Here is a 23,896-nt window from a genome sequence, read left to right as displayed (position 1 = left end):
ACCAGATGCTGACGGGCAAGCTCGGCCGCATGTCCGCCTCCAATGCCTCGGCTCTGCTGAATCGGCCCCGCCTTCCCTCCGCCGGGCAACACGTACTCGACCGGTTGGCAGAAGCAGTTGGCACCGGGCTACCGGAGCGAGTGCCCGCTCCGACGCTCGAACACCACCCGGCGGACAGCCCCGCCCGCACCCCGGATGAACTGCGAATAGTCCGGAAAAGGCAGCGGAGGAACCCTAATAAGGCAACCGGCCGCGTTGTGCCGGGCCTGCTTCCCGAAAAGGAGTTCGCATGACTGGGACGATGGCGGCGGTCGTGGCGATCGTCGTGATCGCGATGCTCTGCGCCACGAAAATCGCGATCGAGTCCCGCCGGGAGCGACGTCGTGAACGACGCGAGCAGGAACGGCGCAGGACGTCGGCAGGACTCCCGCGCGGTAGCAGGCTCACCGCGATCGACCCGGACGGGTGCACTCTGGTGGAGATAGACCCGTCTCCCGCCCCGGCAGTGCCCGCGTGGGAGAAACATGAGCACCGGTGATGCGACCGGCACTGACCTACTCCCGCGAGCCAGGACACGAGTGGCGCACGCCGTCGCGGCGGACGCCGGCGACTGCTTCGGACTGCCAGAGTTCGCGAGCTTCGCGGAGTACTACCGGGCCGACGCCCGCAGCCTGGTCCGGTTCCTCATGATGCTCGGCACCAGCGCGCACGACGCCGCCGACATCGCCCACAACGTGCTGGCCGACATGTTCCCGAAATGGGAGCAGATCAGATCACCCAGAGGATGGGCACGCCAGCACGCCACGTGGGCGCTGTACCGGAAACCGGTTTCCGCCCAGCACGAAACTCTCGTCGACGTCGTGCCGGACTCGACGGCCGCCGCCCTCCTCGCGCCCGAAGACTGCGCCGAGGTCGCCGAGGCAGCCCGCGACGTCCGCGAACTGCTCGCACCGCTGCCCGAACAGCAACGGGTGGTGATGGCCTACGTCATGGAGGGCTTCACCCACCTCGAGATCGCGAAGCTGATCCGCACCACGCCCAGCGCGGTGGCCAAAGCCGCCGCCCGTGCTCGCACAAGCCTGAAAGCGCGCGTCCTTGCCGACAGGCAGAGGGAGGACGAGCGATGACCGCCCATGAACACTCGATGAGCGACGACGAACTCGACGCCGTTCTCGACGCCGCCGTTGCGCGTCTCGACGACGCCCTCGACCGCACTCTCGATCCCGTGGCGGGTTTGGCTTCCCTCGTTCCAGCGAACGCCGCTCAGACGCCGTCACGTTTGCCCTATGGCGGCACCGCACCGGCCGACGCACCTGCGCAAGCCCGGAACCCTGACACGGCACCCGCCGCGCCTCCGCATTCAGTCAGCACCCAAATCGCCTGCGCCCTTGCCCTGATCGACGAATTCCCGTCCGGACCGGACGCCCTCGGCCAGATGGCCTCAGGGCAAGTCGTCAGCATTCGCCAAGGCCTCGAACACCTGGACGAACAACTCGCTCAGCGCACGCTAAGCCGAGAGGGTGCCCGCGCGACGCTGCAGGCCATGAACACACGCCTGGCAGAAGCGAGCAAACACCTGGCGTGTGAGGCCCCTGCCCTGGTCAGAGGCGAGAGCCTTGTTTCACAGTTCGCCGCCTTGCAGCACGCCACCATTGCAACGGCGGTTATTTGCGGGGCGGGCATGTACGTAGGCGAAACCACTTACTTCGGGAGGTGCGTGTTTTTGGCCTGCACCATAGCCATCGGCGCGGCGTGCTTCGTGACCGCACGTTGGCATCGCCTCCAGAAAAGTAGTCGGCGAAACGAAGCGGCAGCACGGCAACGTGAGTCGCTCGGGGACTTGCGGTTTTGCCTGAAGCAGGTCGGGACGGCAGTGGAAAAGCTCTTCGATGACGCCGAGGACTGGTCGATCACTCCTGCCGGAGCCGGCTGACCGGCGGAATCGACCGGCGAGACGGAGCGTGAGGCGGGGGAAGTTCACCGAACCGGTTGCGCAGCAGACCCAGTTCTCTCGACAATGGCGGCTACAGTCGGCATCCGAGGGGTGGATTTCTGTAGTGGACGGGCCTGGGTTTCACGTCGATGCCGGGAAGATCGACGCAGCGGCTTCCGGCATCAAGAGAAGTGTCGACGCAACAGAGGCCGGGGGGCCGCTTCACGAAGCAGAACCTCGCCATCCTGAAGGCCAAGCGAGACGCCGCTGACGCGGACGATGCTCCAGAGACCGCGTCGGAGTAGGTGCCTATCGTTCGTTCGTCCGCCCAGTCCGCGTCGCCTCAGGCAATTCCCGACGCGAGACGTTCTCCGCCTGCGCGTCTGGCCTTCCCGAAGCGCCGGTTCGCGGCGCACCGATAGCGTGAACAACCCCAACGTGAGCAAGATCGACAGCTTGCCCCGACTCAGAACCATGCCTGACTCACGCCGATTTCCCTGAAATAGTTCAAAGAACCTCCACCTTACGCCAAGGGGACGTGATGGCGCTTATTGAAGCGATGACCACCAAAGGCATTAGCGAGAAGCTTCTGCACCGATCCTTGTACGGACTAGTTGGCAGCATTGTCACCCTATGGCTCGGGTTTTCCATCCTTGCTCATGTCACCGATCCGGCAGCCATAATCATGCGTGTCGGCGACTACCTTGGAATCAACGGTACCGACAGACGCCTTGCGCCCATTTCTGCATGGGTTTCGGAACCTCGACATCACGCACTGTTCGTCGGAGCGGCCGTCGTCGCAGGAGTCCTGTTCAATATCGGCGCAGCAAGGATACTCGCGATCCATTCCAGCGCTCCACCCCTGGCGTGGGTCTTCTTTCTTCCCGCAGTGCAGGGATTAGGATTTCAAGACGCCGCTCTCATCTGCCTGGAAGTAACCGGCGCAATACTTGGCCTAGCGCTGATTTCCGGAGGCGACCGCCATGAGCGGCAACGAGTACTGAGCACCTTTTGGAGGAATTTGCTAGAGAACCTTTTTTTGATCACTTTCCCTCTTGCCCTTCTCTTGCTGTGGTCGGTTGCCGCGTACAACGGTGAAAGGCCGACGGCCCGTAACTCAAGCGAGAACCCGAAGCAGACCGGCAGGACACCTCTTCCGCCTGGCCCACTCCGGTGATACGCGACCCGGCCACGGGCGCGCGATTCGGCACCGCTGTCAGCTCGCTCGGTACCAGTCCGGGCCTTCGGCTACGAACCTGTCATCGACGGTTACACGCTGTAGGTTGTCGTTTCCGAAGCGGCGCCAGCGGCGTCCGTCGGCGTCAGTGAAGCCGAAGATGACTTTCGTGCGGAGTGGGTAGTCGTCGTCGGTGATCGCCGGGTCGTACTTGAGCGAAACCGGCACCAGGTCATCTTTGCCAGTGCCGAGCACCGACGGCGCGGCCTCGTAGCCTCCGGGAAATTCGACTTCGACGTCCCAGGCGATCGTGCCCCCGTTCTGGTGGATGAACCCTTCAATGCGGGGGTTGAGCACGTGGCGCGGGCTGAAGTTGGTGATGCGGACTCCGATCGGAGGGTCGTATCCGGTGCGGTTCTTGAAATTGAGCTCTTCGTCGAAGCTCGGGTATTCGATGGCAGCTACAACCAAGCGTGCCTGTTCGAGCTCGCCTTCGGCCTTTTCAACGCGCCGGTACTCGTCCTCGCGGTCGGCTTGCGATTGCGCGAGCTGCCGTGCGTTGTCTGCCTCCCGCTGGGAAACGCGCAAGGCGACGGTCACCGCGAGCACCGAACCGAACGCGCCCGCCCATTGCCCCAGCCCAGCCCACGCGTCACTGTTGTCGAGCCAGACTGCCGACAGTACTGCGACGAGCACGACCGCAACGCAGGCGAGAATCGAACCGCGATGCGCGTTGAGCCGCGTCAGCTGAGCACGAGCCTGCCGTTTGAAGTCCATCCCAGAGCCCCCGATTGCGTCCGGCGTGGCGTCACATCCTGCCTCAGAGCGTGCCGGACCGAGCCGTCGGCCGGTGAGACGCGGCTCCGCTGAACGGCCCGTCACCCCTTCTCACTGACAGGTCGGTGCTCGAACACCGCGCCCACAAGACTGCCCGCCGTGACCGACGTCCGCGCCGGTACCGGCAACAGATCTCCCTGCTGCCGAGCACTTCGCAACATCCGCGCGGACGTTTCCGGTGCCGCTCGTGCGAGACCAGAACACGGTCGAACCCCGTTTGCGCCTGCGCCGGGATAAACCAATGGGTCATCTCCCTCGCGTCCGGCCCGCCGCTCTCGCACGTGATGTTCAAGGATGCGAGCCCTGCCTGCACGCGCTGCCGTAGCACGGCACGGTCCTGTCCGCTATGGGCTGTCGCCAGGTCTGCGGCGAACGGTGCGCGGACCGCGCGGATCCCGGGAGCGCCGCGGAGCGGACAACGACGGCGGCGCCGACCGATTGTGCGGATCGGCCGGCTTTTTCCGCGCACATCCGCGAAAACCGGACGCAGTGCTGCCGCGCGACGAGGATTCCCGTGCGCTGCCCCGGCGTTCAACGGTGAGGACGCTCGTGCAGATGCACACGTTCGAGCGAAAACGGGCCGCGCGGGGTAACGAACTCCGGGGCAGTTCGGCAGATCCCGCTGACCGTTCGGCGCGGGCCGCCCGTCCAGGGTGGACGGTTTTCCGCCTGGACGGGCACGGTCAGTCGGTGGTCCGGGAGCGTCGCGGGCCAGTTCGAGTCGTGTCGTGTGCGAGGAGCCTGAGATCGGATGAACGTGTCTGATGACGAGTGGGAGGAATCTGCCGAACTCTCGGCACGGTCCGGCTGGGCGGGCGTGCCGTTGTCCTCGTGCGAACCCGACATGCTGGAGATCGCCTCGATCCCCGCGTGGAACGCGACGGAATCAGGTCCGATCATCCGGGGCGGGAACCGCGGGCTGACCGACTACATCGCGCGCGCACACGACGAAGTGCTGGCCGAGAAGATCAAGCAGGCGCACGGCGGCGTGAGCGCAGTGATCACATTGTTCAGCGACAGCACCGCAGGCATGAAACGCGCGTTCTGGGAAGCGATCCATCGGCTCGACCCCGGCACCGGAGAACCGCTGCTGCGCGACTGGCTGGTGTACCCGGAGATGAGCCCGGATCCGGCCGCCGCGCTGGCCGCCGCGATCCCGACGATCGGGCCCAGGACTGTCCTGTGGCTGCCCGGCTTCGACAGGTACGTTCTCGGCGACGCCAGCATCGGCGAAGCCATCGCGAAGGCCCTGCGGACACTGCGCGTCCGGTTTCCGGTGCTGATCTTCCTCACGCTGCGCCCGTCGCCGTTCGGCGTACTCACCGCCCCGCACTGTCCGGGAAGCGCTGACCTGTACCCGCATGTCCGTCGCCTCCTGCTCGACAGCCACCTGATCGAGGTGCGGGGCAAGTTCAGCCCCGCCGAGGTCCGCCGCGCGGCCGCGTCGCGCGATCCCCGGGTGGCCGAGGCCGCGGCCGGCGCGCGCGACGGCCGGGTGGTCCAGTACCTCGCGGCCATCCCGGTGCTCGCCCACCGCGTCGACACCGAGGCGGCCAGCACCGTGCTGGCCTGCGCGACCCAGGCCCTCCTGCTCGGCCACGACCGCCGGCTGCCCCGCGCCGTGCTCGAGCACGGGACACGCGCTCTGCTGTCGGAGTCCGTCCTGAATTCGCTGCCGCCAGACTGGTTCGACACAGCCGCCGCCGACCTCACCCGTCCACGAGCCGGGAACGTCAGCCCCCTGCGCGCACACCCCGCCGATCCCGCGGCCGACATCGACACGGAGGGCACCGAGTACAGCCTGCACGACTTGCTGGAGTGGCGTCATGTCCGCAACGCGGGCGCCAGCGCGAGCGTCGACCCCGCGCTGTGGCCGGTGCTGGTCGCCCACGCCGGCCGCGGCAGCCTGACGGCGCTGGCCGAGGAAGCGCGCCGCCGGGGGCTGTTGCGCATTTGCGTCCAGCTGTACCAGCGCGCGATCCGCGGCGGCGTCGAAGGAGCGCGCCGCGCGCTGGCCGAGGTCCTCCGCGACGCGGGGCGTGTCCCGGATGCGGTGGAGCAGTACGAGCGCCTCGCCGACGAAGGCGACGAGGCGGCGTTCGCCGCGGCCGCACAGCTCTTGCTGTCGCTGGTCGCGAAGGAACGCGCGCAGCCGGACGCCGACGCCGACGCTGGCAAGCGGGCGAAGGACAGGGCGCGGGACGTACTTGTGTGGACGAACTGGCGCCCGGAACGGCACAGTCCGGCCGCCCGCCGGTGCCGCGCATTCGCCCACATCGAACTCGGCGACCAGGACTCGGCGATCACCGAGTTCCAGTACCTGGCCGAGCACGGCGACCCGGAAGCCCTCCTCGCCGCTGCGAATCTCGTCGTCGACCGCCACGGGGCCGAGCATGCCCTCGCGTGGCTGGACCCGCTGATCGCCGAGGGCCGGGCCGACGCGGTGGAACTCGCGGCGGAGATCATGACCGACGCCTACGGCACCGACGCCGCCGTCACGATGCTGCGCCGACAGGCCAAGAACGGGAGCCACCACGCCCACCTCGTCGGTGCCGAGCTTCACCTCGCGCAGGATCCGAAAGAAGCACTCAACTGGTGTCTCGTCGCACTCGAATACGGGATTGCCGGCGCCGTGCCCCTCGCTGCTCGCATCTGCCTCGAGCGCGGGCGCCCCGACCAGGCACGGCACTACGCGATGCTCGCCGCGCAGGACGGCGACCCCACGATCCTTGGCGCAGTCGCCGAGGCCTTCGCCGCGCAGGATTCCGTCGAGGACGCGCTCGAATGCCTCGGAGACGCACACGAGCACGGACTTCCCGACGCGCGGGCTCGCGCCGCCGCGCTCACGGCAGCCGAAGGATCGACCCACGACGCATTCGCGTTCTGCCAGAGCGCCGAGCACGCAAACGCCGCACCGGACTTCGCCGCCGTCGCGCTTCCTTTGTGCCACGGGGGAAAGGCTGCGCAAGCGCTGCCCTGGTTCGTCGCGAACGCCGACATCAGCAACCCGACGGTCTTGCTGCCGTTCCTCCGTTTCCTGGACGGCCAGGACATCGCCGCGTCCGTCGCCGACGCCTACGCCCACCGCGCCAACAGCCCGCGAGGCCGCGCGCTGGCCTGGGTCGCCGAGGCACTCGCGCTCGCCGGCGCCCGCGAGCGGCGCCAAGCCCTGCCCCGTCACCAGAGCAACGGCACCGTCCCCTTCGACTCGCCGCCACCGCAACTCGCCCTCGCGGCCGAACTGTTCCTCGCCGCCGCGGCCGAGGGCTACCCTTCCGGCTACCTGCGTGCGGGAGAGGTCCTCGCGCAGACCCAGCGGTTCTCCGAGGCCGTCGCCGCCCTGGAACAAGCACGAGCGGCCGGAATGCCCGGCACGGACGGCCCGCTCGCCGCGGCGTGGGTTCACCAGGACCGCGTCGAGGACGCGATCGGTCTCGCGCGACGCTGCCTCGACCACGACGATCCCGAAGCGATCGCGCCCGTGGCCCAGGCGCTCCTGCACGCCGGCCGCGCCGCCGAAGCAGACCAGCGCCGCGCCCAAGCCGCCGCCTCCTCCGCCTCCGCCGCGCTCCTCGCCGACGACGACAACATGCCGGGCAACCCGGCCCGCCTCGCCGAAGAGGAGACCCGCTACGCCGAGCAAGCCGGCCGATACCGCGCGAAAGCCGCCGCCTTGCGCGCACAGGCTCTCGAACTGCTGCGCGCGGGCATCGAAGCCGGCGACATCCGCGCGCACCACGCCCTCGGCGATCACCTCGCCCGAACCGGCGAGCACAAGCAGGCGCTCGCCCACTACCTGCACGCGCTCCTGCACGGCGACGACACCGTCGCTCGCAACCAGGAGAACACGCCCGCAAAAATCCAGCAGGCCCTGACCGCCCTCGAGACGTCCGAACGCCTCGGAGACCTGCGCGCCCGCCGCCCCGCCGCCCCGAACACGCCCCGACGGCTCGTCGACCTGCGCGCGCACGGCATCACGCTCCAGGGCGAGATCTCCGCACCGTGGCAGATGGACATCGACGACACGCCCCGCTACCCCCGGGCCGCCCACAAGCCGCCCGAAACAACGACGCAACAGATCCGTCAGGTGCGCAACGCGAACGCCGGAAACGCACGAACCGTCCTGCAGCTCGGAGCCGTCTACGGCGACGTCCACGTCCGCGGCGGCTCGGCATGAAACCCGCGAGCACCACAACACCGCGCGCGCCGGCCGCATCTGTCACCGCCGCGAGCCGGGTCGCTGCCATACAGCGGCTTCCGGCCCGCGTGGCGCACACGCCGACGGCGAATTCCCACCGCGTCCCGGCTCGCAGCCGCAGTGCCGCGACAGTCGGGACAGGCTCACTCCAGCACCGCGGGCGACGTCGAGAGCATCCGGAAGGTCGCAGAGCCGGGCAGTCGTGCCGACCCGCCTCCCCGTACGCCCTGCTGCTGCGAGGATACGCACAGTGCCGGTTCGGGCCGCCGCCGGTCGGGTGCCCGCCCGGCGCGAGGACCAGGCGCTGCCGTGATCGGCATCGGCCGGGCGAGAAGGGTTCAGGTGGAGGCGGAGCTTCGGCTCGACGGGAACGGATCCGCGGACGCGTACCCGCAGCTGCGGGACTGGCTGGCGCTAGTTGTCACTTGGTGCGCCAAACGGCCTGGTGGCTCGCGGTCTCCTGTGCGAGATAACTGTCGCCCGCTGTGCGCAGTTTCTGTCGCCTCAGCACTGAGGCAGGTGGTTTTGCCGGTCTGGTGTGACCGATTTCCGGATGTTCGCAACTGAGGCTTTGCCGAGCCGAAACCTGGCATCATGCAGTGAGAGCGTGCTCACACTCGGGCCTGCCCCTGCGTGGTGCGCGGTGTGCCGCACGGCGGGGAGGGGTGTGGTGGTGTTGCGCGCGGTCACCGATGTCCTGGCGGCCTCGTCGTCCGCTGGTGGCGACGGCCCGTCTGGTCTGTCCGTGTTTCTTGTTCTGGCCGGGATCGTCGCCTTCGTCTGCTGGGTGGCGGACAGGGTCAAGGAATCGAACGCGGAGCAGGAGGCGGTGTCGGGGCGACGGACCGTCGATGATGCCAAACCGCGGAATCCACGCGATCCGGGCGCGGTGCAGACGCCGGCGGTGAATGCGCGGGATGTTCTCGTCGACTCGGACCGGGCTCGTCATGCGATCCGCGACATCGTCACCGAGATCACCCGTGTTGTCGCCGACGAGGCACGGGCACACGCCGATGCGGTGCCTCCGCCCGCGACGGGCCTGTGCCAGCAGACGCGTCTGCGGGAACGCAAGGTAACCAACAACAGGACCTACTGGGCGTGGACTTCTTTGTCGGGTTCCCGTCCTACCAGCGAAGCGGCCGGTTCGCTCGGCGACATCTCCGCCTGGGCAGGCTCGCGGTCGTGGCTGCTCTCGGAGGTTCATCCCGAAGCCGGGCGGGTGTTACGGGAGACGATGACCCCACTGATACAGCGGTTTCCCGGCAAGGTGAGCGTCACCCACGGGTACGCGGACGACGGCTCGGGGTTGGCGGTGCTCCCGCTCGGGCAATGGGAAACCCTCATCGAGGAGACACACACCGCGCTGGCCGCGCTCTCGACCAGCCTGCCCGCGCTCCCGCTGCCCGAAATGCTCCCGCTGCTGCACCCGCCCGATGAGGCCACGCTCAAATCTGGCGAGACACGAGAATCGATCGAAGAAAGCCTCGCGAAGTTCATCGAGCACGCCACCGCACTGCGCGAGGCCGCCCTGTCCGGATCCTGGCCTGACGAGTTCGACGAATGGACATGGAAGCTGGACGGCGGAGTGCTGCACGGATTCGAGACCGAACTGATCCGCCGTCGGCTCGACCGGGTCGTCGAAGGCTTCGGTGCCCTCAACATGCCCGCCGACGGCCTCGCGCAGGAGAGCTACCGCCTCCTCCGCGTCGCCTACATCACCATCGCACTCAACTACCTCACGGAGGTCCACGGCCGCATGGACAAGTACGCGCGGGATTCCAAACCCAGCACCGGCACCGGCACCAACATCCACATCGGCGCGAGCATGTACGGCACCCTCGTCATCGACAGCAGGGTCCGCGACATCAAGAACGTGCTGACGCCTGTCACCGAGCGCGGCGACGACCGCCTCGCCGACGCGATCCAAGCCCTCACCAATGCCGTCGCCCAAGACCCCGACCTCGACGACAACCGGCGTGCAGACCTCTTCTACAACGTCGAGGACATCGCCGAAGCCGCAGCCCAGCCAGACGACGACCGGAAACTCAGCCGCGCCCGGCTGGCCCTGGGCGCCGTCACCGACGCCGCCAAAAGCGCCACGATGCTCGCCAGCACCGTCACGGCCTGGCAGGACGCCCTCGGCAAGTTCTTCTGACACGAATGCGCCGCAGGAACTCTTTGCCCGGGTCGGCCAGCCACCGGCCGCGGTCAGTCCGAGGGGAGGTGCGGACCGGCGCCGAGGAGCGTTTCAAGTAGATCGCCCTGTTCGGCGACGCGGTCGAGGACGTCCTCGGCCGTGAAAGCCAGCTGGTTCGCGCGGCGGCAGGCGCGTATCTCGGCCCAGGTGACCGGCGTGGCGACGGCAGGGAGGTCGCGCCCGCGCAGCGAGTACGGCGCGATGGTGGTTTTGGCGGGGTTGTTCTGTGACCAGTCGATGAACACCCGACCGGCGCGCTGGGTCTTGGCCATCACTGCGGTCACCCGGTCCGGTGTTTCGCGCGCGAGTTGCCGGGCCAGGCGTTTCGCGTAGGCGGACGGCGCGGCGGGATCGCGGGTGGTGATCGGGCTGTACATCTGCAGCCCTTTCGACCCGGAGGTGGCGGCGACGGCGGTCAGGCCGTCGTCGGCGAGGAGGGATTGGAGTCGTTCGGCGACCCGGCAGCAGTCCACGACTGTGGCGCCCGGGCCTGGGTCGAGGTCGAACACCAGCCGGTCCGGAGGCCGCCGAGCGGGCGGCGGGCCCAGGTCGACGGTGTACTGCGGCACGTGGATTTCCAGCGCTGCCAGGTTCGCCGCCCACACCAGTGCCGCGAGTTCGTCCAGCAGGGGGTACTCGATCGGTTCTCCGCGTTGGCCGTGCCGGCTGCGGGCGCTGGTGCTCGGCAGCCGGACCGTGGACAGCCAGTCCGGAGCGCCGCGCGGGACCTTCTTTTCGAAGAACGCCTTGCCCGCGGTGCCGTCGGGCCAGCGCACGACCGTGACCGGTCTCCCGGCGACGTGCGGCATGAAGACCGGAGCGACGCGCGAGTAGTAGTTGAGCGCTTCGCCCTTGGAGAACCCGTCGGGATACAGAGGCTTGTCCAGGTTCGACAACGTGAGCTTGCGCCCTCCGGCCCGCACGGTGACCTTCGGCCCGGGCGGCTGCGCCCGCTCGGCATCGGCCGCCGGACGGGCGGGTGCGGGGCTCGGGCCGGGGCCGGGGCCGGGGCCGGGGCCGGGGCCGGGGATAGCCAACTGTTCGTTCGGTCGGGCTTCCGTGCTGGGAACGACGGCGTCGCCTGGAACGCGGTCGGCGCGCAACCCGCGCCAGCTGGTGTGGCGCAAGCGTCCGCCTCCGCGAGTGAACTGCCGGAACCGGACCTCGCCTACCAGCACCGGATCGACCCAGCGGGCGCGGGCGACGTCCTCCCTCGGCGGCGCGACCGCGAACGGGTGGCCTGGACGTTCCAGCGCGGCGAGACGGGTGCGGAGGCGGTCGCGTTCGGCATCGGTGAACCCCGTTCCGACGTCGCCGACGTAGCGCAGATCGCCGGTTCCCGGGTCGTGCGCGCCCAGCAGCAACCCGCCCATCTTTCCGGCGAAGCGTCCTTACCCGGGCCGCCACCCGCACACGACGACTTCCGTCGTCTGGACCAGCGGGTGCTTGAGCCAGGCGTCGGTTCGTTTGCCGGGGGTGTAGAGCGCGCGGCGGTGCTTCGCGACGAGGCCCTCGTGCCCGACGGAGGCGACGTGGGCGAGCAGCTGCGCCGTGGTGCGACGGTCGGCGTCCAGCTCGGTGAAGGTGACCGCGCGCACCACCGACACCCGGTAGGGATCCGGCATCGGCAGCGCGAGCAGCTCCCGTCGGCGTTCGTCGTACGGCGCGTCCAGCAGCGACTCCGTGCCCAGCCGGAGCAGATCGAAGGCAAGGAACCGGACCGGCGGGCCGTCGAACGGCTCGTTGCCGCGGACCGAGCTGCGGTGGGTCTGGTACCGGCCGCGACGTTCCTGCAACAGGCCGAACTCGGGCTGGCCGGTCTCGTTGTAGACCACGATCTCCCCGTCCAGCACGGCCGCCCGACCGTCGAGGCCCTGCCCGAGCACGCCGGCAACCTCCGCGAATTCGTCGGTGAAGTCGAGGCCGTTGCGGCTGGTCAGCTGTGTCGTCCCGTCCTCAGCGACCCGCATGCAGGCGCGGTAGCCGTCCAGCTTGTACTCGTAAGCCCACTCCGGGCCCTCCCGCAATCTGCCCCCGTCGGCTTTCGCCAGCATCGGCTCCACCCAGCCGGGCACCCGGGAACCGTCCCGGCGTGATGCGCGCGCCATCCCAACCTCCCGCCCGCCTCTCGAAGACCACCCCCGCCACACGACCATCGTCACCCCGACAGGCCACTCCCGCCTCCCGACCGTCCACACCCGACATGACGTGACCTGCGAGGATCACCCGTTTTAGGCCTACCGATCGCCGCACTCGGCAGGTCTCTGTCGGACGGGTCGCCCTGGACCGGAATGCACTGCCCGGCACGGGGCGCGGTCACGGCCGGTGCTTCGCCGCAGATCGGATCACGGCAAAGTTCCGCTCAGAGTGCGGCAAGCACGGGGCGGGGTCCCGGCCGGGAAACTGCAGCGTGACGCTTCGCCGCCGACCCTGCGCGCGGAGAGAGAGGATCCTTTGTCAGGGCCGCGGAAGCGAGGACGCGGGTTCGACCGATCCTGCCTCGGCCATGTTGCGGAGCGTCACAGCAGTGATGATCGTGGAAGGCCGCGCGACGTCAGCCGGCAGGAGGAGTTGACGTCTCCTGCGTTGACGCCGGCATTTGGTCGGCAGCGCGTTGCAGCAGCGCCAGGACACGTAGCGACTGCTGAAGTTCATCCTCATGCGCGGCCGGCCGTTGGCTGGCCAACTGCCGACGGATCTCGACGGCTTCGGTAATCGGGGCCAGCGCCTCCTCCCAGCGCCCGAGGACACTCAACCGGATCGAGAGGTTGCTCAAGCTCATCGCGAGGTCGGGCAGGTAGGCGTCCGGGCGCTCGTCGGCCAACCGCCGGCGGATCTCGACGGCTTCGGTGACCAGGGCCAAGCTCTCCTCCCGACGCCCCACGTCGCCCAACCGGATCGAGAGGTTGTTCAAGCTCATCGCGAGGTCGGGCAGGTAGGCGTCCGGACGCTGGCTGGCCAACTGCCGGTAGGTCTCAACGGATTCGGTGACCGCGGCCAAGCCCTCCTCCCGACGCCCCACGTCGCCCAACCGGATCGAGAGGTTGCTCAAGCTGCGGGCGAGGTCGGGCAGGTAGGCGGCTGGGCGCTCGTCGGCCAACCGCCGGTGGATCTCGACGGCTTCGGTAACCGGGGCCAGCGCCTCCTCCCGACGCCCCAGGACGCTCAACCGGATCGAGAGGTTGTTCAAGCTCATCGCGAGGTCGGGCAGGTAGGCGGCTGGGCGCTCGTCGGCCAACCGCCGGTGGATCTCGACGGCTTCGGTAACCGGGGCCAGCGCCTCCTCCCGACGCCCCACGTCGCCCAACCGGTTTGAGAGGTTGCTCAAGCTGCCGGCGAGGTCGGGCAGGTAGGCGTCCGGACGCTGGCTGGCCAACTGCCGGTAGGTCTCAACGGATTCGGTGACCGCGGCCAAGCCCTCCTCCCGACGCCCCAGGACGCTCAACCGGATCGAGAGGTTGCTCAAGCTGCGGGCGAGGTCGGGCAGGTAGGCGGCTGGGCGCTCGTCGGCCAACCGCCGGTGGATCTCGACGGCTTCGGTGACCGCGGCCAAGCTCTCCTCCCGACGCCCCACGTCGCCCAACCGGATCGAGAGGTTGCTCAAGCTCATCGCGAGGTCGGGCAGGTAGGCGGCTGGGCGCTCGTCGGCCAACCGCCGGTGGATCTCGACGGCTTCGGTAACCGCGGCCAAGCTCTCCTCCCGACGCCCCACGTCGCCCAACCCGTTTGAGAGGTTGCTCAAGCTGCCGGCGAGGTCGGGCAGATAGGCGTCCGGACGCTGGCTGGCCAACCGCCGGCAGGTCTCAACGGCTTCGGTGACCGCGGCCAGGGCCTCCTCCCGACGCCCCACGTCGCCTAACCGGTTTGAGACCTTGTTCAAGTGCCGGGCCAGGATGGATTCGTCTGTTGGCCTGCCCTGCGCTGTTGCTTCGCGGTGGCGTGCGAGGAGCGCCTGCGCGACGGTGGCGGCGGTATCCGCGAGCGCATGGCTGGAGTGGGGGAAGGCATCCGACATGCGTTGGAGGTCTCGCAGCGCGATGGCCGGGTCTTTCGCGGCGTGTTCCAACGCCCGCAGCAGCGGTGCCGGCGCCTCGACGCGGGTTGCTGTGTCGATGGCCGGTTCCAGCAGCTTCTCCGGCCATGTGAGGCACAGATTGGTCACCGCGTCGCCGACCGATGTCCCGAACGCGGTGTGCGCGGCGGCACGGACGCACACGGTCAGCATCCGCGACGCTTGCCCGTAGTCCACATGCCCGGCGAGCGCGTCGACGACGCAGGGCCGGGTGCGGTCTTGCAGGAGCCGTCCGATCAGGCGTTCCGCGAGGCGGTCGGGCGCGAGCCCGACGAAGCCTGCGCCGGGGGCGGCGGGATAGAGCTGGGTCAGCCACGCGCGGACGGCGTCGCGGCGGTCGCGGGGCTGCCCATCGAGCGCCGGCAACCAGTCCAGTACTTGGTCGAGGTCCCGGGGAGTGTCCGGGCCGAGGAGCGAAACCGCGGCGACCACGTCGCCCAACGTCGCCAGGCTCATTCCCGGCAGCAGGCCGTGCGCGCGGGCGGTACTGCGCCAGTAGCCGCGCTCGTGGTCGAGCAGCCGGTCTTCTGGCCCCCGTTCGGCAGGTGCGGTGTGAGCCGAGGCGTGGGTGGCGTCGAGCAGGTCGGCCAGGGCGGTCATCTGCACCGCCAACACCGTCCGAGATTCGTCCGGTTCCTCGGGGGCGTGGTCGGCGAGGTGTGCTACCGCGGCGGTCCACGAGGCGGGGTCCAGGCCGGGGATCCGGGTCGCGGCGGCGGCGAACGCCGCGACCGCGGCCTGGTAGGTGCCGGCGGAGTCGCCCAGCGCGGACAGTTCGCTCACGCGGGCGAGATCGGCCAGGTCGCGCGCGGCGTCGCCGTCGGCGGGCAGGTCCTGCCACCACGCGCCCGCCGTCCGCGCCAGCAGCAGCACCTTCACCTGGCTGCGGCTTTCGAGGACCTCGGCCAGTCCGGTCAGCTGCTCGGTGCGGCTTTCCGCGTAGTCGAGCACCGCCAGCACCGGCACCCGGGCATCGCCCAGCACCCGCAGCTCAACAGGACCGGCGGCGCGGTCGAGCCAGACGACCGCCCAGCTCCGCCCGGCCAGCTGCTCGCCGAAATGGTAGGCGAGACGGGTTTTGCCCTGCCCGCCCGGACCGTGCAGCAGCCACACCCCGGTCCCGGGCGTGTCCGCCCACGACGTCAGCTCAGCCAGCAGCGTGTCCCGGCCGCGGAACGGCACGATTCCCTTGCGCGCCGACAACAAGCCCGCCGGCGACGACACTCCGCCGCCCGCGGGAACGCCGCGCTCGGCGAGCGCCTGCAATTCGACGGGCTCGCATCGTGCCACCGCCGTGCCGGTGCAGGCGTTCACCACAGCCGCGAAACCCTGATCCGCGAGCAGCACCGACGCCGGCACCGCCTCCAGCGCGGCGTGCCCGCGCCCGGCCGGGTCCGCGGCGATGACGCCGGTCAACAGACCGTCGCAGAACATCGCCGCCCCCGACATCCCGCCCCATGGCGACCCGCCGCCGGGCGGATGCCCCGCCAGTTTCATCACGTAACGGCCGCCCACCAGGCCGTCGCCCGGATTCAGCGTCCCGGCCAGCTGCTCCACCTCGACCGCCCGGCCCGGGCGCTGCACCAGATCCGGCACACCCCAGCACTCGCAACCGATCCCGGGCCGATGAGTGACCGTGCGGCCCCACCGCACCACACCCCCGTCTTCGACCGAAGTCCACGCGGAATCGTCCACCACGACCAAGGCCGCGTCGTCCCGCCCGCCCGGGGTCCCGCACCACGCGACCGTTCCCGTGAACGAGCCCTCGCGGCCGGGCCGGAACACCGTCACCGACGTACCGACCTCGGCCACGACATGCGCCGACGTCAACACCAACCGGGGCCCGACCACATACCCCGACCCCGGCCCGCCCGCACCGGTGACCGCAGCGACCCGCTCCCACTCCACCAACCGGTCCCCTCCCTCAGCGCCCCACCGGCCCCGACACGTCGCCCGGACCCGCTTGCCGATCCTTCTCGCCCGCGACAAGCAGGTCACCACCGCCCGACGCACGCGGCGTCAACGTCACCTTCACCTTGTGCGTCCGACCCCGCGCCACACCGCCCTCGGCATCCCCCGACACCACCCACGCCTTGAACCCCGCCTTCACCTTCGCATCCCGCCGCAACTCCACCGCGAACTCCAGCTCCACCGGACCTACCACAAACACCACCCCAGCACCCGCACCCCGCCCCGCAGCCTCCAGCAACTCATCCCGCACCGACGCCACCGCATCCGCCAGTTCAATCTCCATCGACCCAGAATCCCATCCACACCACCAACACCGCTTCACGACAGACCGCGCGAACCCGAGCAGACCAACCTCCCTTCACACCGCGCGCCGTCGTGAAGATATGGCTTGCCCTGGGCGCTCAACTCGACGACTGAAGCGCACATCCACAGGCGGTCCGCGCCCCCTGTTGACCACCGCGAACCAGCACCTACGATCGAACACGTGTTCCCACCCGGTGTGGGCACGGTCAGCGCTGTCTTCCCCGCAGCGGTCGGTTACGGGGACAGGACTGCGCAAGGTGAGTGACGAACGGTCAACGGTCGATCGCGGACCGTCCGGCGGTTTCAACAGCCGGTTGCGGTGGAGCGAGCTGGCGCGGATCGCGGCCGGGCGTCCCGCACCGCGGAAGCAGGTGCGGGGCGATGGCGGGGATTCACCGGCGTGGTCGCGCAAGCGCGACGGCTACCGTCCGCCGGAGCGCCTGGTCCGCCGGGCCTCGTCGCTGGTGTCGCCGTCGCGGGTGCCGTACGCGGAACTGCACGCCCACAGCTACTTCTCGTTCTTGGACGGGGTGGCGTCGCCGGAGGAGCTGGTCGAGGAAGCGGTCCGGCTGGACCTGGACGCGATGGTGCTCACCGATCACGACGGGATGTACGGGGCGGTCCGGTTCGCCGAGGCGGGGCGGGCGCTGGGGATCCGCACCGGGCACGGCGCGGAGCTGTCGCTGGACCTCCCCGCACCGCAAGGCGGTTCGGCGGATCCGGCGGGATCGCATCTGCTGGTGCTGGCCCGGAACGTGACCGGGTATCAGCGCTTGTGCGGGGTGATCTCGCGGGCGCAGATCGCCGGTGGCGAGAAAGGCCGCCCGGTCTACGACCTCCCCGCCGCGGTGGAGGAACTGCGCGGCCACGTCGCCGTCTTGACCGGGTGCCGCAAGGGCGCGGTCCGCCGGGCCCTGGTCGAGAACGGTGCCGACGCGGCGATGACGGAGCTGCGGCGGTTGGTGGAGTGGTTCGGGCGCGAGCACGTCGTCGTGGAGCTGTCGGAGCAGGGCTTGCCGACCGACAGCAGCCACAACGACCTGCTCGCCGGGATGGCGGCCGATCTCGGGGTGGCGACGGTGGCGGCGGGCAACGTGCACTACGCCCGCCCGCAACAGGACCGCCACGCCTGGGCGGTCGCCGCGATCCGCGCCCGGCGCTCGGTCGACGACCTCGAAGGCTGGCTCCCGGCGGACGGGACCGCGTTCCTGCGCGACGGCGAAGAACTCGCGGAATGGTTCGCGCGCTACCCGGGCGCGGTGCAGCGGGCCGCACTGCTCGGAGTCGAGGTCGCGTTCGACTTGAACCTCGTCGCTCCCGAACTGCCGCCGTTCCCCGTCCCGGACCGGTTTCCGGACGAGGCCGCGTATCTGCGGCATCTGGTCGAGCGAGGCGCGGAACTGCGGTACGGGCCGCGCGCGGGCAACAAGCGCGCCTACGCCCAGATCGACCACGAGCTGGCGATCATCGAACGCCTCGGGTTCCCCGGCTACTTCCTCGTGGTGTGGGACATCGTGCGCTTCTGCCGGGACAACAACATCCTCTGCCAGGGCCGGGGCTCGGCGGCGAACTCCGCGGTCTGCTTCGCCTTGCAGATCTGCCACGCCGACCCGGTGAAGTGGGGCTTGCTGTTCGAGCGGTTCCTGTCCCCGGAGCGGGAAGGCGCACCGGACATCGACGTCGACATCGAATCCGACCGGCGCGAAGAAGTCATCCAGTACGTCTACGACACTCACGGCCGGTTCAACGCCGCCCAGGTCGCGAACGTGATCACTTACAGGGCGAAAAGCGCGGTCCGCGACGCCGCCCGCGCGCTGGGCTATTCGCCTGGGCAGCAGGACGCGTGGGCTAAACACGTCGACCGCTGGCGCGCCGTCGCCGACACCGACTCTGATGCCGAGCGCGAGGACGGGGTTCCCGACGACGTGCTGGAGTACGCCAGGTGGCTGCACGGCACGCCCCGGCACCTCGGCGTGCATTCCGGCGGCATGGTCATCGCGCGGACGCCGGTGTCGGAGATCGTGCCGGTCGAGTGGGCCACCGCCGAAGGACGCAGCGTTCTCCAGTGGGACAAGGACGACTGCGCGGCGATCGGGCTGACGAAGTTCGACCTGCTCGGCCTCGGCATGCTCTCGGCCTTGCATTACATGATCGATCTCGTCGCCGAGCACCACGACGTCCGCATCGGACTCCACGACCTCGACCTCGCGGACGAGGCGGTCTACGACATGCTCTGCGAAGCGGACGCGGTCGGCGTGTTCCAGGTGGAAAGCAGGGCGCAGCTGGGGACGCTGCCGCGGCTGCGGCCGCGGAAGTTCTACGACCTGGTGGTGCAGGTCGCGTTGATCAGGCCCGGCCCGATCCAGGGCGGTTCGGTGCACCCGTATCTCGCGCGCCGCAACGGGGCACCGTGGAAGCACCCGCACCCACTGATGAAACCCGCCCTCGACCGCACCCTCGGCGTCCCGCTGTTCCAGGAACAAGTCATGCAACTCGCGCGAGACACGGCGTCGTTCACCCCGGGCGAGGCCGACCAGTTGCGGCGGGCGATGGGAGCGAAACGCTCCGGCGAGAAGATGCGCCTGCTCGCCGCCCGCTACTTCGAGGGCACCGCCCGCAACGGCATCCCGCGTCAGCTCGCGGACCGGATCTTCGAGCAGATCAGCGCCTTCTCGGGCTACGGCTTTCCCGAGTCGCACTCGCTGTCGTTCGCGTTGTTGGTGTACGCGAGCGCGTGGTTCAAGAAGTACCATCCGAGCGCGTTCTGCGCGGGGCTGCTGCGCGCGCAGCCGATGGGGTTCTATTCGCCGCAGACCCTCGTGGCCGACGCCCGCCGCCACGGCGTCGTCACCCGCCGCCCCGACATCAACGCCTCCCTCGCCCACCCGGCCCTCGAGCCCTGCGCCGACAGCACCGGCGGGGTCGCGGTCCGGCTCGGGCTCGCCGGAATCCGCCAGGTCGGCGACGACGTCGCCGACGCCGTCGTAGCCGAACGCGACGCCCACGGCCCGTACGCGTCGATCGCCGACCTGACCGAACGGATCCAGCTCGACACCCCCGTCGTCGAAGCCTTCGCCACCGCCGGCTGCTTCGAGAACCTCGGCCCCGACCGACGCCAGGCGCTCTGGGCAGCCGGAGCCGCCGCCGCCACCCGCGCGAGCCACCTGCCCGGCATGGCGATCGGACACGACGCGCCCGCGCTGCCCGGGATGAGCGCCGTCGAAATCGCCGCCGCCGACCTCTGGGCCACCAGCATCACCCCCGGCCTGCACCCCGTCGCGTTCGTCCGCGAACACCTCGACCGCATCGGCGCAGTCCCGGCCGGACAGCTGCTCGACGTCGAGGACGGCACCCGGATCAGCGTCGGCGGAGCCATCACCCACATGCAACGTCCCGCCACCGCAGGCGGCATCACCTTCCTCAACCTCGAAGACGAAACCGGCATGGCCAACGTCATCGTCTCCCTCGGCATGTGGAAACACAGCCAACGAATCCTGAAAGGCAGCAGCGCCGTCGTCGTGCGGGGAATCGCCCAGGTTTCGCAGCAAACTGTGTCCGTCGTGGCCGACCGGATCGCCCCGCTGGACCTGAGGAATCTGGCCGGCAAGTCGCGGAACTTCCGCTGACGCCGCCCACCACCCCGGCCAGTGTGCAGGGTCCCAATTTCTGTGACCACATCTCAATGATCTTGGCGCGGTCATGCCGAGGTGCCATCGACCGACTCAGGATAGGCGGGATCCCGCCCCAGAGTGACGACACGCCACCGATCCTCCTTGACCAGCTCCGCTGCTGTCACTTCGATCCATCCCGGAGGGTACGGCGAATCGACGGGAACCCACTGTGCGCTGGCGCTCTGGAGATCGAACTCGATCTTGGCGTCCGTGAGGTTGAGCCGGTGCGGCCGCGCGAAGTCCGCATCCCAGAGCGCGGGGTCACCGCAGAACACAGTCCCGCGGAACTGCGCTACGTCCTCGAACCGGGCACGGGCGAACGGACTCGCCTTGGCGAAGAGCGTCGAACGAAACACCGCGTTGCCGACGAAACGGGTGTCCGTGAACCGAGCGGTCCCGTGAAACTCCGCATCCGTGAACCCGGCCACTTCGGTGAAGCACGCCTTGGAGAAGAGCGCGGGTCCGATGAAGTGTGCGCCGCTGAACCGAGCGGAACCGACCCGGCGCCCGCGCAAGTCAAAGTCGATGAGCACGGCACCGCGCAGATCGAGAGGGTAGGCCCCCCACGAGATCGAGTCGTTCCCATCCGGTGCGACGAGTTCCAAGTGGTCGGTGACGATGCGTTGCGCGGTGAGTCGGACCTCGCGTTCTTCCCAATGTGGGCGCTGCCCCTCGACCTGCTGTCGGATCAGATCGTTGTGCGGGTCCCGCGGAAGCCTCGTGGCCGGTACGGGCTGCTCGTAGGGCATTCGCAGGTATGCGCACAGCACCTTGATGATGGTCTGGCGTTGGTCAGGGTTGTCCTGACCGACGCGTTCCATCGCGTACAAGCCGGCCAACCGCACGGGTGCCTTGTCCGAGCCCAACTGATCAGCGGCCTTGGTATAGAGATCGGTCACCCGCCGACGGGCTGCGTCGTCCTCGGCGGCCGCAGCGACGCGTTCGGCATGCTTCCTGTTGATCTCTGCGGTTCGCACGGCGTGGTTGTGCTCGGCTTCCTGCGTGCGCTGACGGCGCGCCGCGAGGTACAGCACACCGAGTCCGCCGAGCATGACCGCCACGCTCGCAGTCGTCTTGAACACCTCAAGGTGCGCGGTTGTCTTCTGTTCACCCACTGCCGGCGTGGTGTTGATCCACAGCCACATCACGGTGAACACCGTGCCGAGGACAACGAGACCGAGCACCGCGGCCGCAACCAGTCGGTGCCCAGACAACGGAGGCCGCTCCACCCGCGGCTCGGCGTCCGGAGGCGGAGCAGGCAGCGGCGTGGTCGCGTCTTTGGTGTCGATCATGCTTCCTACGTCGCCACGCACCTGAACCGCGCTACAGCAAGACGGCGGGGCTCGGCCTGAAGAAGTGACACGTGCGCTGAGACTGATGATGGTGACGTCGCCGTGAGATTGTTCAGGCTCGCCCAAGTCGGAGAAGATCGACATATCGTCTGCGGTGAGACCCGACACGGTCGCCGCTGTTCTCGCGCAAACACCCGACCTGGAGATGCAGGCGTTCCTGACGTCCACGCCAGGCCTGACAACACGATCCAGGCACCGCCGGAAGTCAATACGCCCAGGATCCCAATCTGGAACACACGCATGTTCCGGATCGGCGAGAGCCCGAAAACCACCGGAAACTGTCGGTAGTGGGTCGTAGGCTCATCACCATGACCGCCGAACTGGCCCTCGGATCGCCGCCGCAGACACGTGGCCTGCTGCGCGCGCGGCCGCTGCGCCTGGCGGTGTTCGACTGTTCCGTCCTGACCTCCGACGTCATCGCGGCGATTCGCCGGACTTCGCCCTCGTCGTTCGTTGCTGCGATGCAACACGGCACGGTACGCGGGTTCATCACCCGGCAGGTCTGGGCCGAGGTGCCGCGGGTCCTGGAGGATCGGTGGCACGAAACCTGCGGTGCTTTCGACCTCGCGACGGCGCAGCGGATCTGGTGGCACTCCTACGTTCCCCTGCTGTACACGGTGGACACCGACGGACTGCCCTACACAGCCGCAGCCGAGCAGTTGGCACAAGAAGACCTCAGCGACGTCGGGATGCTGCAACTGCACGGCGTGCTCGGCCCCGCGGCGCTCGTCTCGCACGATCGCGATCTCCAGCGCAGCGGTCTCGCGCACGAGGACTGGCACAAGCTCCGATCGGCGGTCGGTCAAGTCGGCACAGCCGAAACCCAGGCCCGCATCGCCGTCCACACCGCGGCCCTGACCACCGAGGGCACTGTCCGCGCGGCCGTCGCCGCTGCCCGCGCCGCAGGGAAACACCCGGCGACAACCGTGACCGCAGCCGCAGTTCTGGCAGTCGGATTGCGGATCTTCCGACGCTCCCTGCCGAATCCCGCCGACAAGATCCTGCCGTTCCTCCGCGACGCCGGCGAGGCCGTCGCACGCCACGCCTTCCAGTTGAACCAGCGCTTCGAACACGGCGAGACCGTCTGGTCCGACGCCGAGCGGGGCACGGACGGGACACCACCGCTGCACCGCGTGGCCAGTCTTCTGGCCCGGTCTCCCGAGCCGATGACGCGCACCGAAATCCTGCGCGCAGTGCCGGAGTTTCCCGGGCGCACTCTCACCGACCGCATGTACAACGTGTACGCGCTGCTGCGCAACTATCCCCTGTTCTGCGAGGTACAACCCCACCGGTGGCAAGTCGGCCGCGTCGGCGTCGGTGCCTGGCTGACCTGACCGGCGGACACACCACCGGCCGCGCCCGGAATCGAACCGTTTGGGGAAATGATGAGCCGTGCCAAGGACAACGCGATCGCGTTCGTCGTGTTCAGCAGGCAGAACCGCGTCGCGAGCTTCGGCTATCGGATATGGGCGATGCGCACCTCGTTCTACATTAAGAACCGCGATGTCGACCTGCCTGTCAAAGTCAGCATCCACGGCCCGGATCCGGACCCCAGGAACCGGCCCGGGTTCAAGTTCGCGGTCGACGGCGTGAAGACCCTGCATCACGAATCCACCGCCTGGCGGTTCGAGGACGGTGCCCGGCCCGGCTGGTTCCTCGGCGCGGACGCCGCGCCGGGCGTAAAACACCTGGTACGGATCCGCTTCCCGTGGTCCACATTCGAACCCGGGTCGCCCAGCGGCGACCAGCCGACAATGTCGAAGAGCGTCGGCCAGCATCTCCTGCTCTCCGCGCCCGACCCGCTGAAGGCAGCCGACGTCGACGTGTACTTGTCGGACACCGGCAAGCCGTACTGGCCCGACGAGGAGCAAGCCCGAATCGACAACGCGATCATGGGCCCTTTGACCAACGACGCTGGCCAGATCCTGACGGCGGTAGCGACGCACCGCAGCCTCTGGCGCGACGTCGCAACCGAAGAACTCGCCGAACTGTCCCGCGGGCACACCGGCCCGCTCGGCCGCATCATCGCGGTGAACGGCGACGAGACGGGATTCCTCTGGATGCGCGAAGTCATCGCGCCGAACACGATGCTGCGACCATACGACGCAGACGAATTGCACCAAGCGACCCACATCCCACCCCGCCAGGGCACTTAGTTGCAGGAGACGCTCGGCGAGTAACCGGA

Annotated in this window: 15 protein-coding genes; 9 read left to right on the top strand and 6 right to left on the bottom strand. The window is 69.1% G+C overall.

The genetic code is table 11. The features are described 5' to 3' along the window. The first annotated feature begins 289 nt into the window (after positions 1-289). The 4 genes from WA670_RS32465 to WA670_RS32450 all read left to right on the top strand — a co-directional run bounded on the left by WA670_RS32465 (position 290) and on the right by WA670_RS32450 (position 3,110). Complete coding sequence (locus tag WA670_RS32465) at positions 290-538, top strand: hypothetical protein (protein ID WP_336160003.1); 249 nt, start codon at positions 290-292, stop codon at positions 536-538. Further along, on the top strand, positions 525-1,127 hold the full coding sequence (locus tag WA670_RS32460; RefSeq protein WP_336160000.1) for an RNA polymerase sigma factor: 603 nt from the start codon (positions 525-527) through the stop codon (positions 1,125-1,127). The genes WA670_RS32465 and WA670_RS32460 overlap by 14 nt, the downstream gene beginning before the upstream one ends. Continuing rightward, complete coding sequence (locus WA670_RS32455; protein ID WP_336159998.1) at positions 1,124-1,933, top strand: hypothetical protein; 810 nt, start codon at positions 1,124-1,126, stop codon at positions 1,931-1,933. The genes WA670_RS32460 and WA670_RS32455 overlap by 4 nt, the downstream gene beginning before the upstream one ends. A 541-nt stretch (positions 1,934-2,474) precedes the next feature. Then, the gene (locus tag WA670_RS32450) at positions 2,475-3,110 is read left to right on the top strand and encodes a hypothetical protein (protein WP_336159997.1); all 636 of its coding nucleotides are present in this window, start codon (positions 2,475-2,477) and stop codon (positions 3,108-3,110) included. 39 nt (positions 3,111-3,149) lie between these two features. Here the strand turns inward: WA670_RS32450 and WA670_RS32445 are convergent, their stop codons facing one another. Further along, the gene (locus WA670_RS32445; RefSeq protein WP_336159995.1) at positions 3,150-3,887 is read right to left on the bottom strand and encodes a hypothetical protein; all 738 of its coding nucleotides are present in this window, start codon (positions 3,885-3,887) and stop codon (positions 3,150-3,152) included. A gap of 811 nt (positions 3,888-4,698) precedes the next feature. Here WA670_RS32445 and WA670_RS32440 point away from each other — a divergent pair. Both WA670_RS32440 and WA670_RS32435 read left to right on the top strand, forming a co-directional pair. Further along, positions 4,699-8,124 carry a hypothetical protein gene (locus WA670_RS32440; RefSeq protein ID WP_336159993.1) on the top strand — a complete coding sequence of 1,142 codons (3,426 nt, stop codon included), beginning with the start codon at positions 4,699-4,701 and terminating at the stop codon, positions 8,122-8,124. Between the two features lie 691 nt (positions 8,125-8,815). Beyond that, positions 8,816-10,300: a hypothetical protein gene (locus WA670_RS32435; protein ID WP_336159991.1), complete on the top strand. Its 1,485-nt coding sequence runs from the start codon at positions 8,816-8,818 to the stop codon at positions 10,298-10,300. Between the two features lie 53 nt (positions 10,301-10,353). Here the strand turns inward: WA670_RS32435 and ligD are convergent, their stop codons facing one another. From ligD to WA670_RS32415, 4 genes are all read right to left on the bottom strand, one after another. Continuing rightward, a complete protein-coding gene (gene ligD, locus WA670_RS32430; RefSeq protein ID WP_336159989.1) occupies positions 10,354-11,715 on the bottom strand; it encodes a non-homologous end-joining DNA ligase in 1,362 nt (453 codons plus the stop codon). 18 nt (positions 11,716-11,733) lie between these two features. Continuing rightward, on the bottom strand, positions 11,734-12,450 hold the full coding sequence (locus tag WA670_RS32425; RefSeq protein ID WP_336159987.1) for an ATP-dependent DNA ligase: 717 nt from the start codon (positions 12,448-12,450) through the stop codon (positions 11,734-11,736). A gap of 446 nt (positions 12,451-12,896) precedes the next feature. Then, on the bottom strand, positions 12,897-16,322 hold the full coding sequence (locus WA670_RS32420; protein WP_336159985.1) for a tetratricopeptide repeat protein: 3,426 nt from the start codon (positions 16,320-16,322) through the stop codon (positions 12,897-12,899). A gap of 16 nt (positions 16,323-16,338) precedes the next feature. Further along, on the bottom strand, positions 16,339-16,668 hold the full coding sequence (locus tag WA670_RS32415; protein ID WP_336159983.1) for a trypco2 family protein: 330 nt from the start codon (positions 16,666-16,668) through the stop codon (positions 16,339-16,341). A 277-nt stretch (positions 16,669-16,945) separates the two neighbouring features. Between WA670_RS32415 and WA670_RS32410 the strand changes: the two genes are divergently transcribed. Then, on the top strand, positions 16,946-20,314 hold the full coding sequence (locus tag WA670_RS32410; RefSeq protein WP_442893142.1) for an error-prone DNA polymerase: 3,369 nt from the start codon (positions 16,946-16,948) through the stop codon (positions 20,312-20,314). 71 nt (positions 20,315-20,385) lie between these two features. On the opposite strand, the gene WA670_RS32405 is transcribed toward WA670_RS32410, so the two are convergent. Next, a complete protein-coding gene (locus WA670_RS32405; protein ID WP_336159982.1) occupies positions 20,386-21,651 on the bottom strand; it encodes a pentapeptide repeat-containing protein in 1,266 nt (421 codons plus the stop codon). 368 nt (positions 21,652-22,019) lie between these two features. Between WA670_RS32405 and WA670_RS32400 the strand changes: the two genes are divergently transcribed. After that, a complete protein-coding gene (locus WA670_RS32400) occupies positions 22,020-23,045 on the top strand; it encodes a hypothetical protein (protein WP_336159979.1) in 1,026 nt (341 codons plus the stop codon). 48 nt (positions 23,046-23,093) lie between these two features. After that, positions 23,094-23,867 carry a hypothetical protein gene (locus WA670_RS32395; protein ID WP_336159977.1) on the top strand — a complete coding sequence of 258 codons (774 nt, stop codon included), beginning with the start codon at positions 23,094-23,096 and terminating at the stop codon, positions 23,865-23,867. Positions 23,868-23,896: the final 29 nt, after the last annotated feature.

Source organism: Amycolatopsis sp. VC5-11, assembly GCF_037034185.1.
Taxonomy (GTDB): Bacteria; Actinomycetota; Actinomycetes; order Mycobacteriales; family Pseudonocardiaceae; genus Amycolatopsis; species Amycolatopsis nivea.
This window is presented reverse-complemented; position numbering and strand designations above follow the sequence as displayed.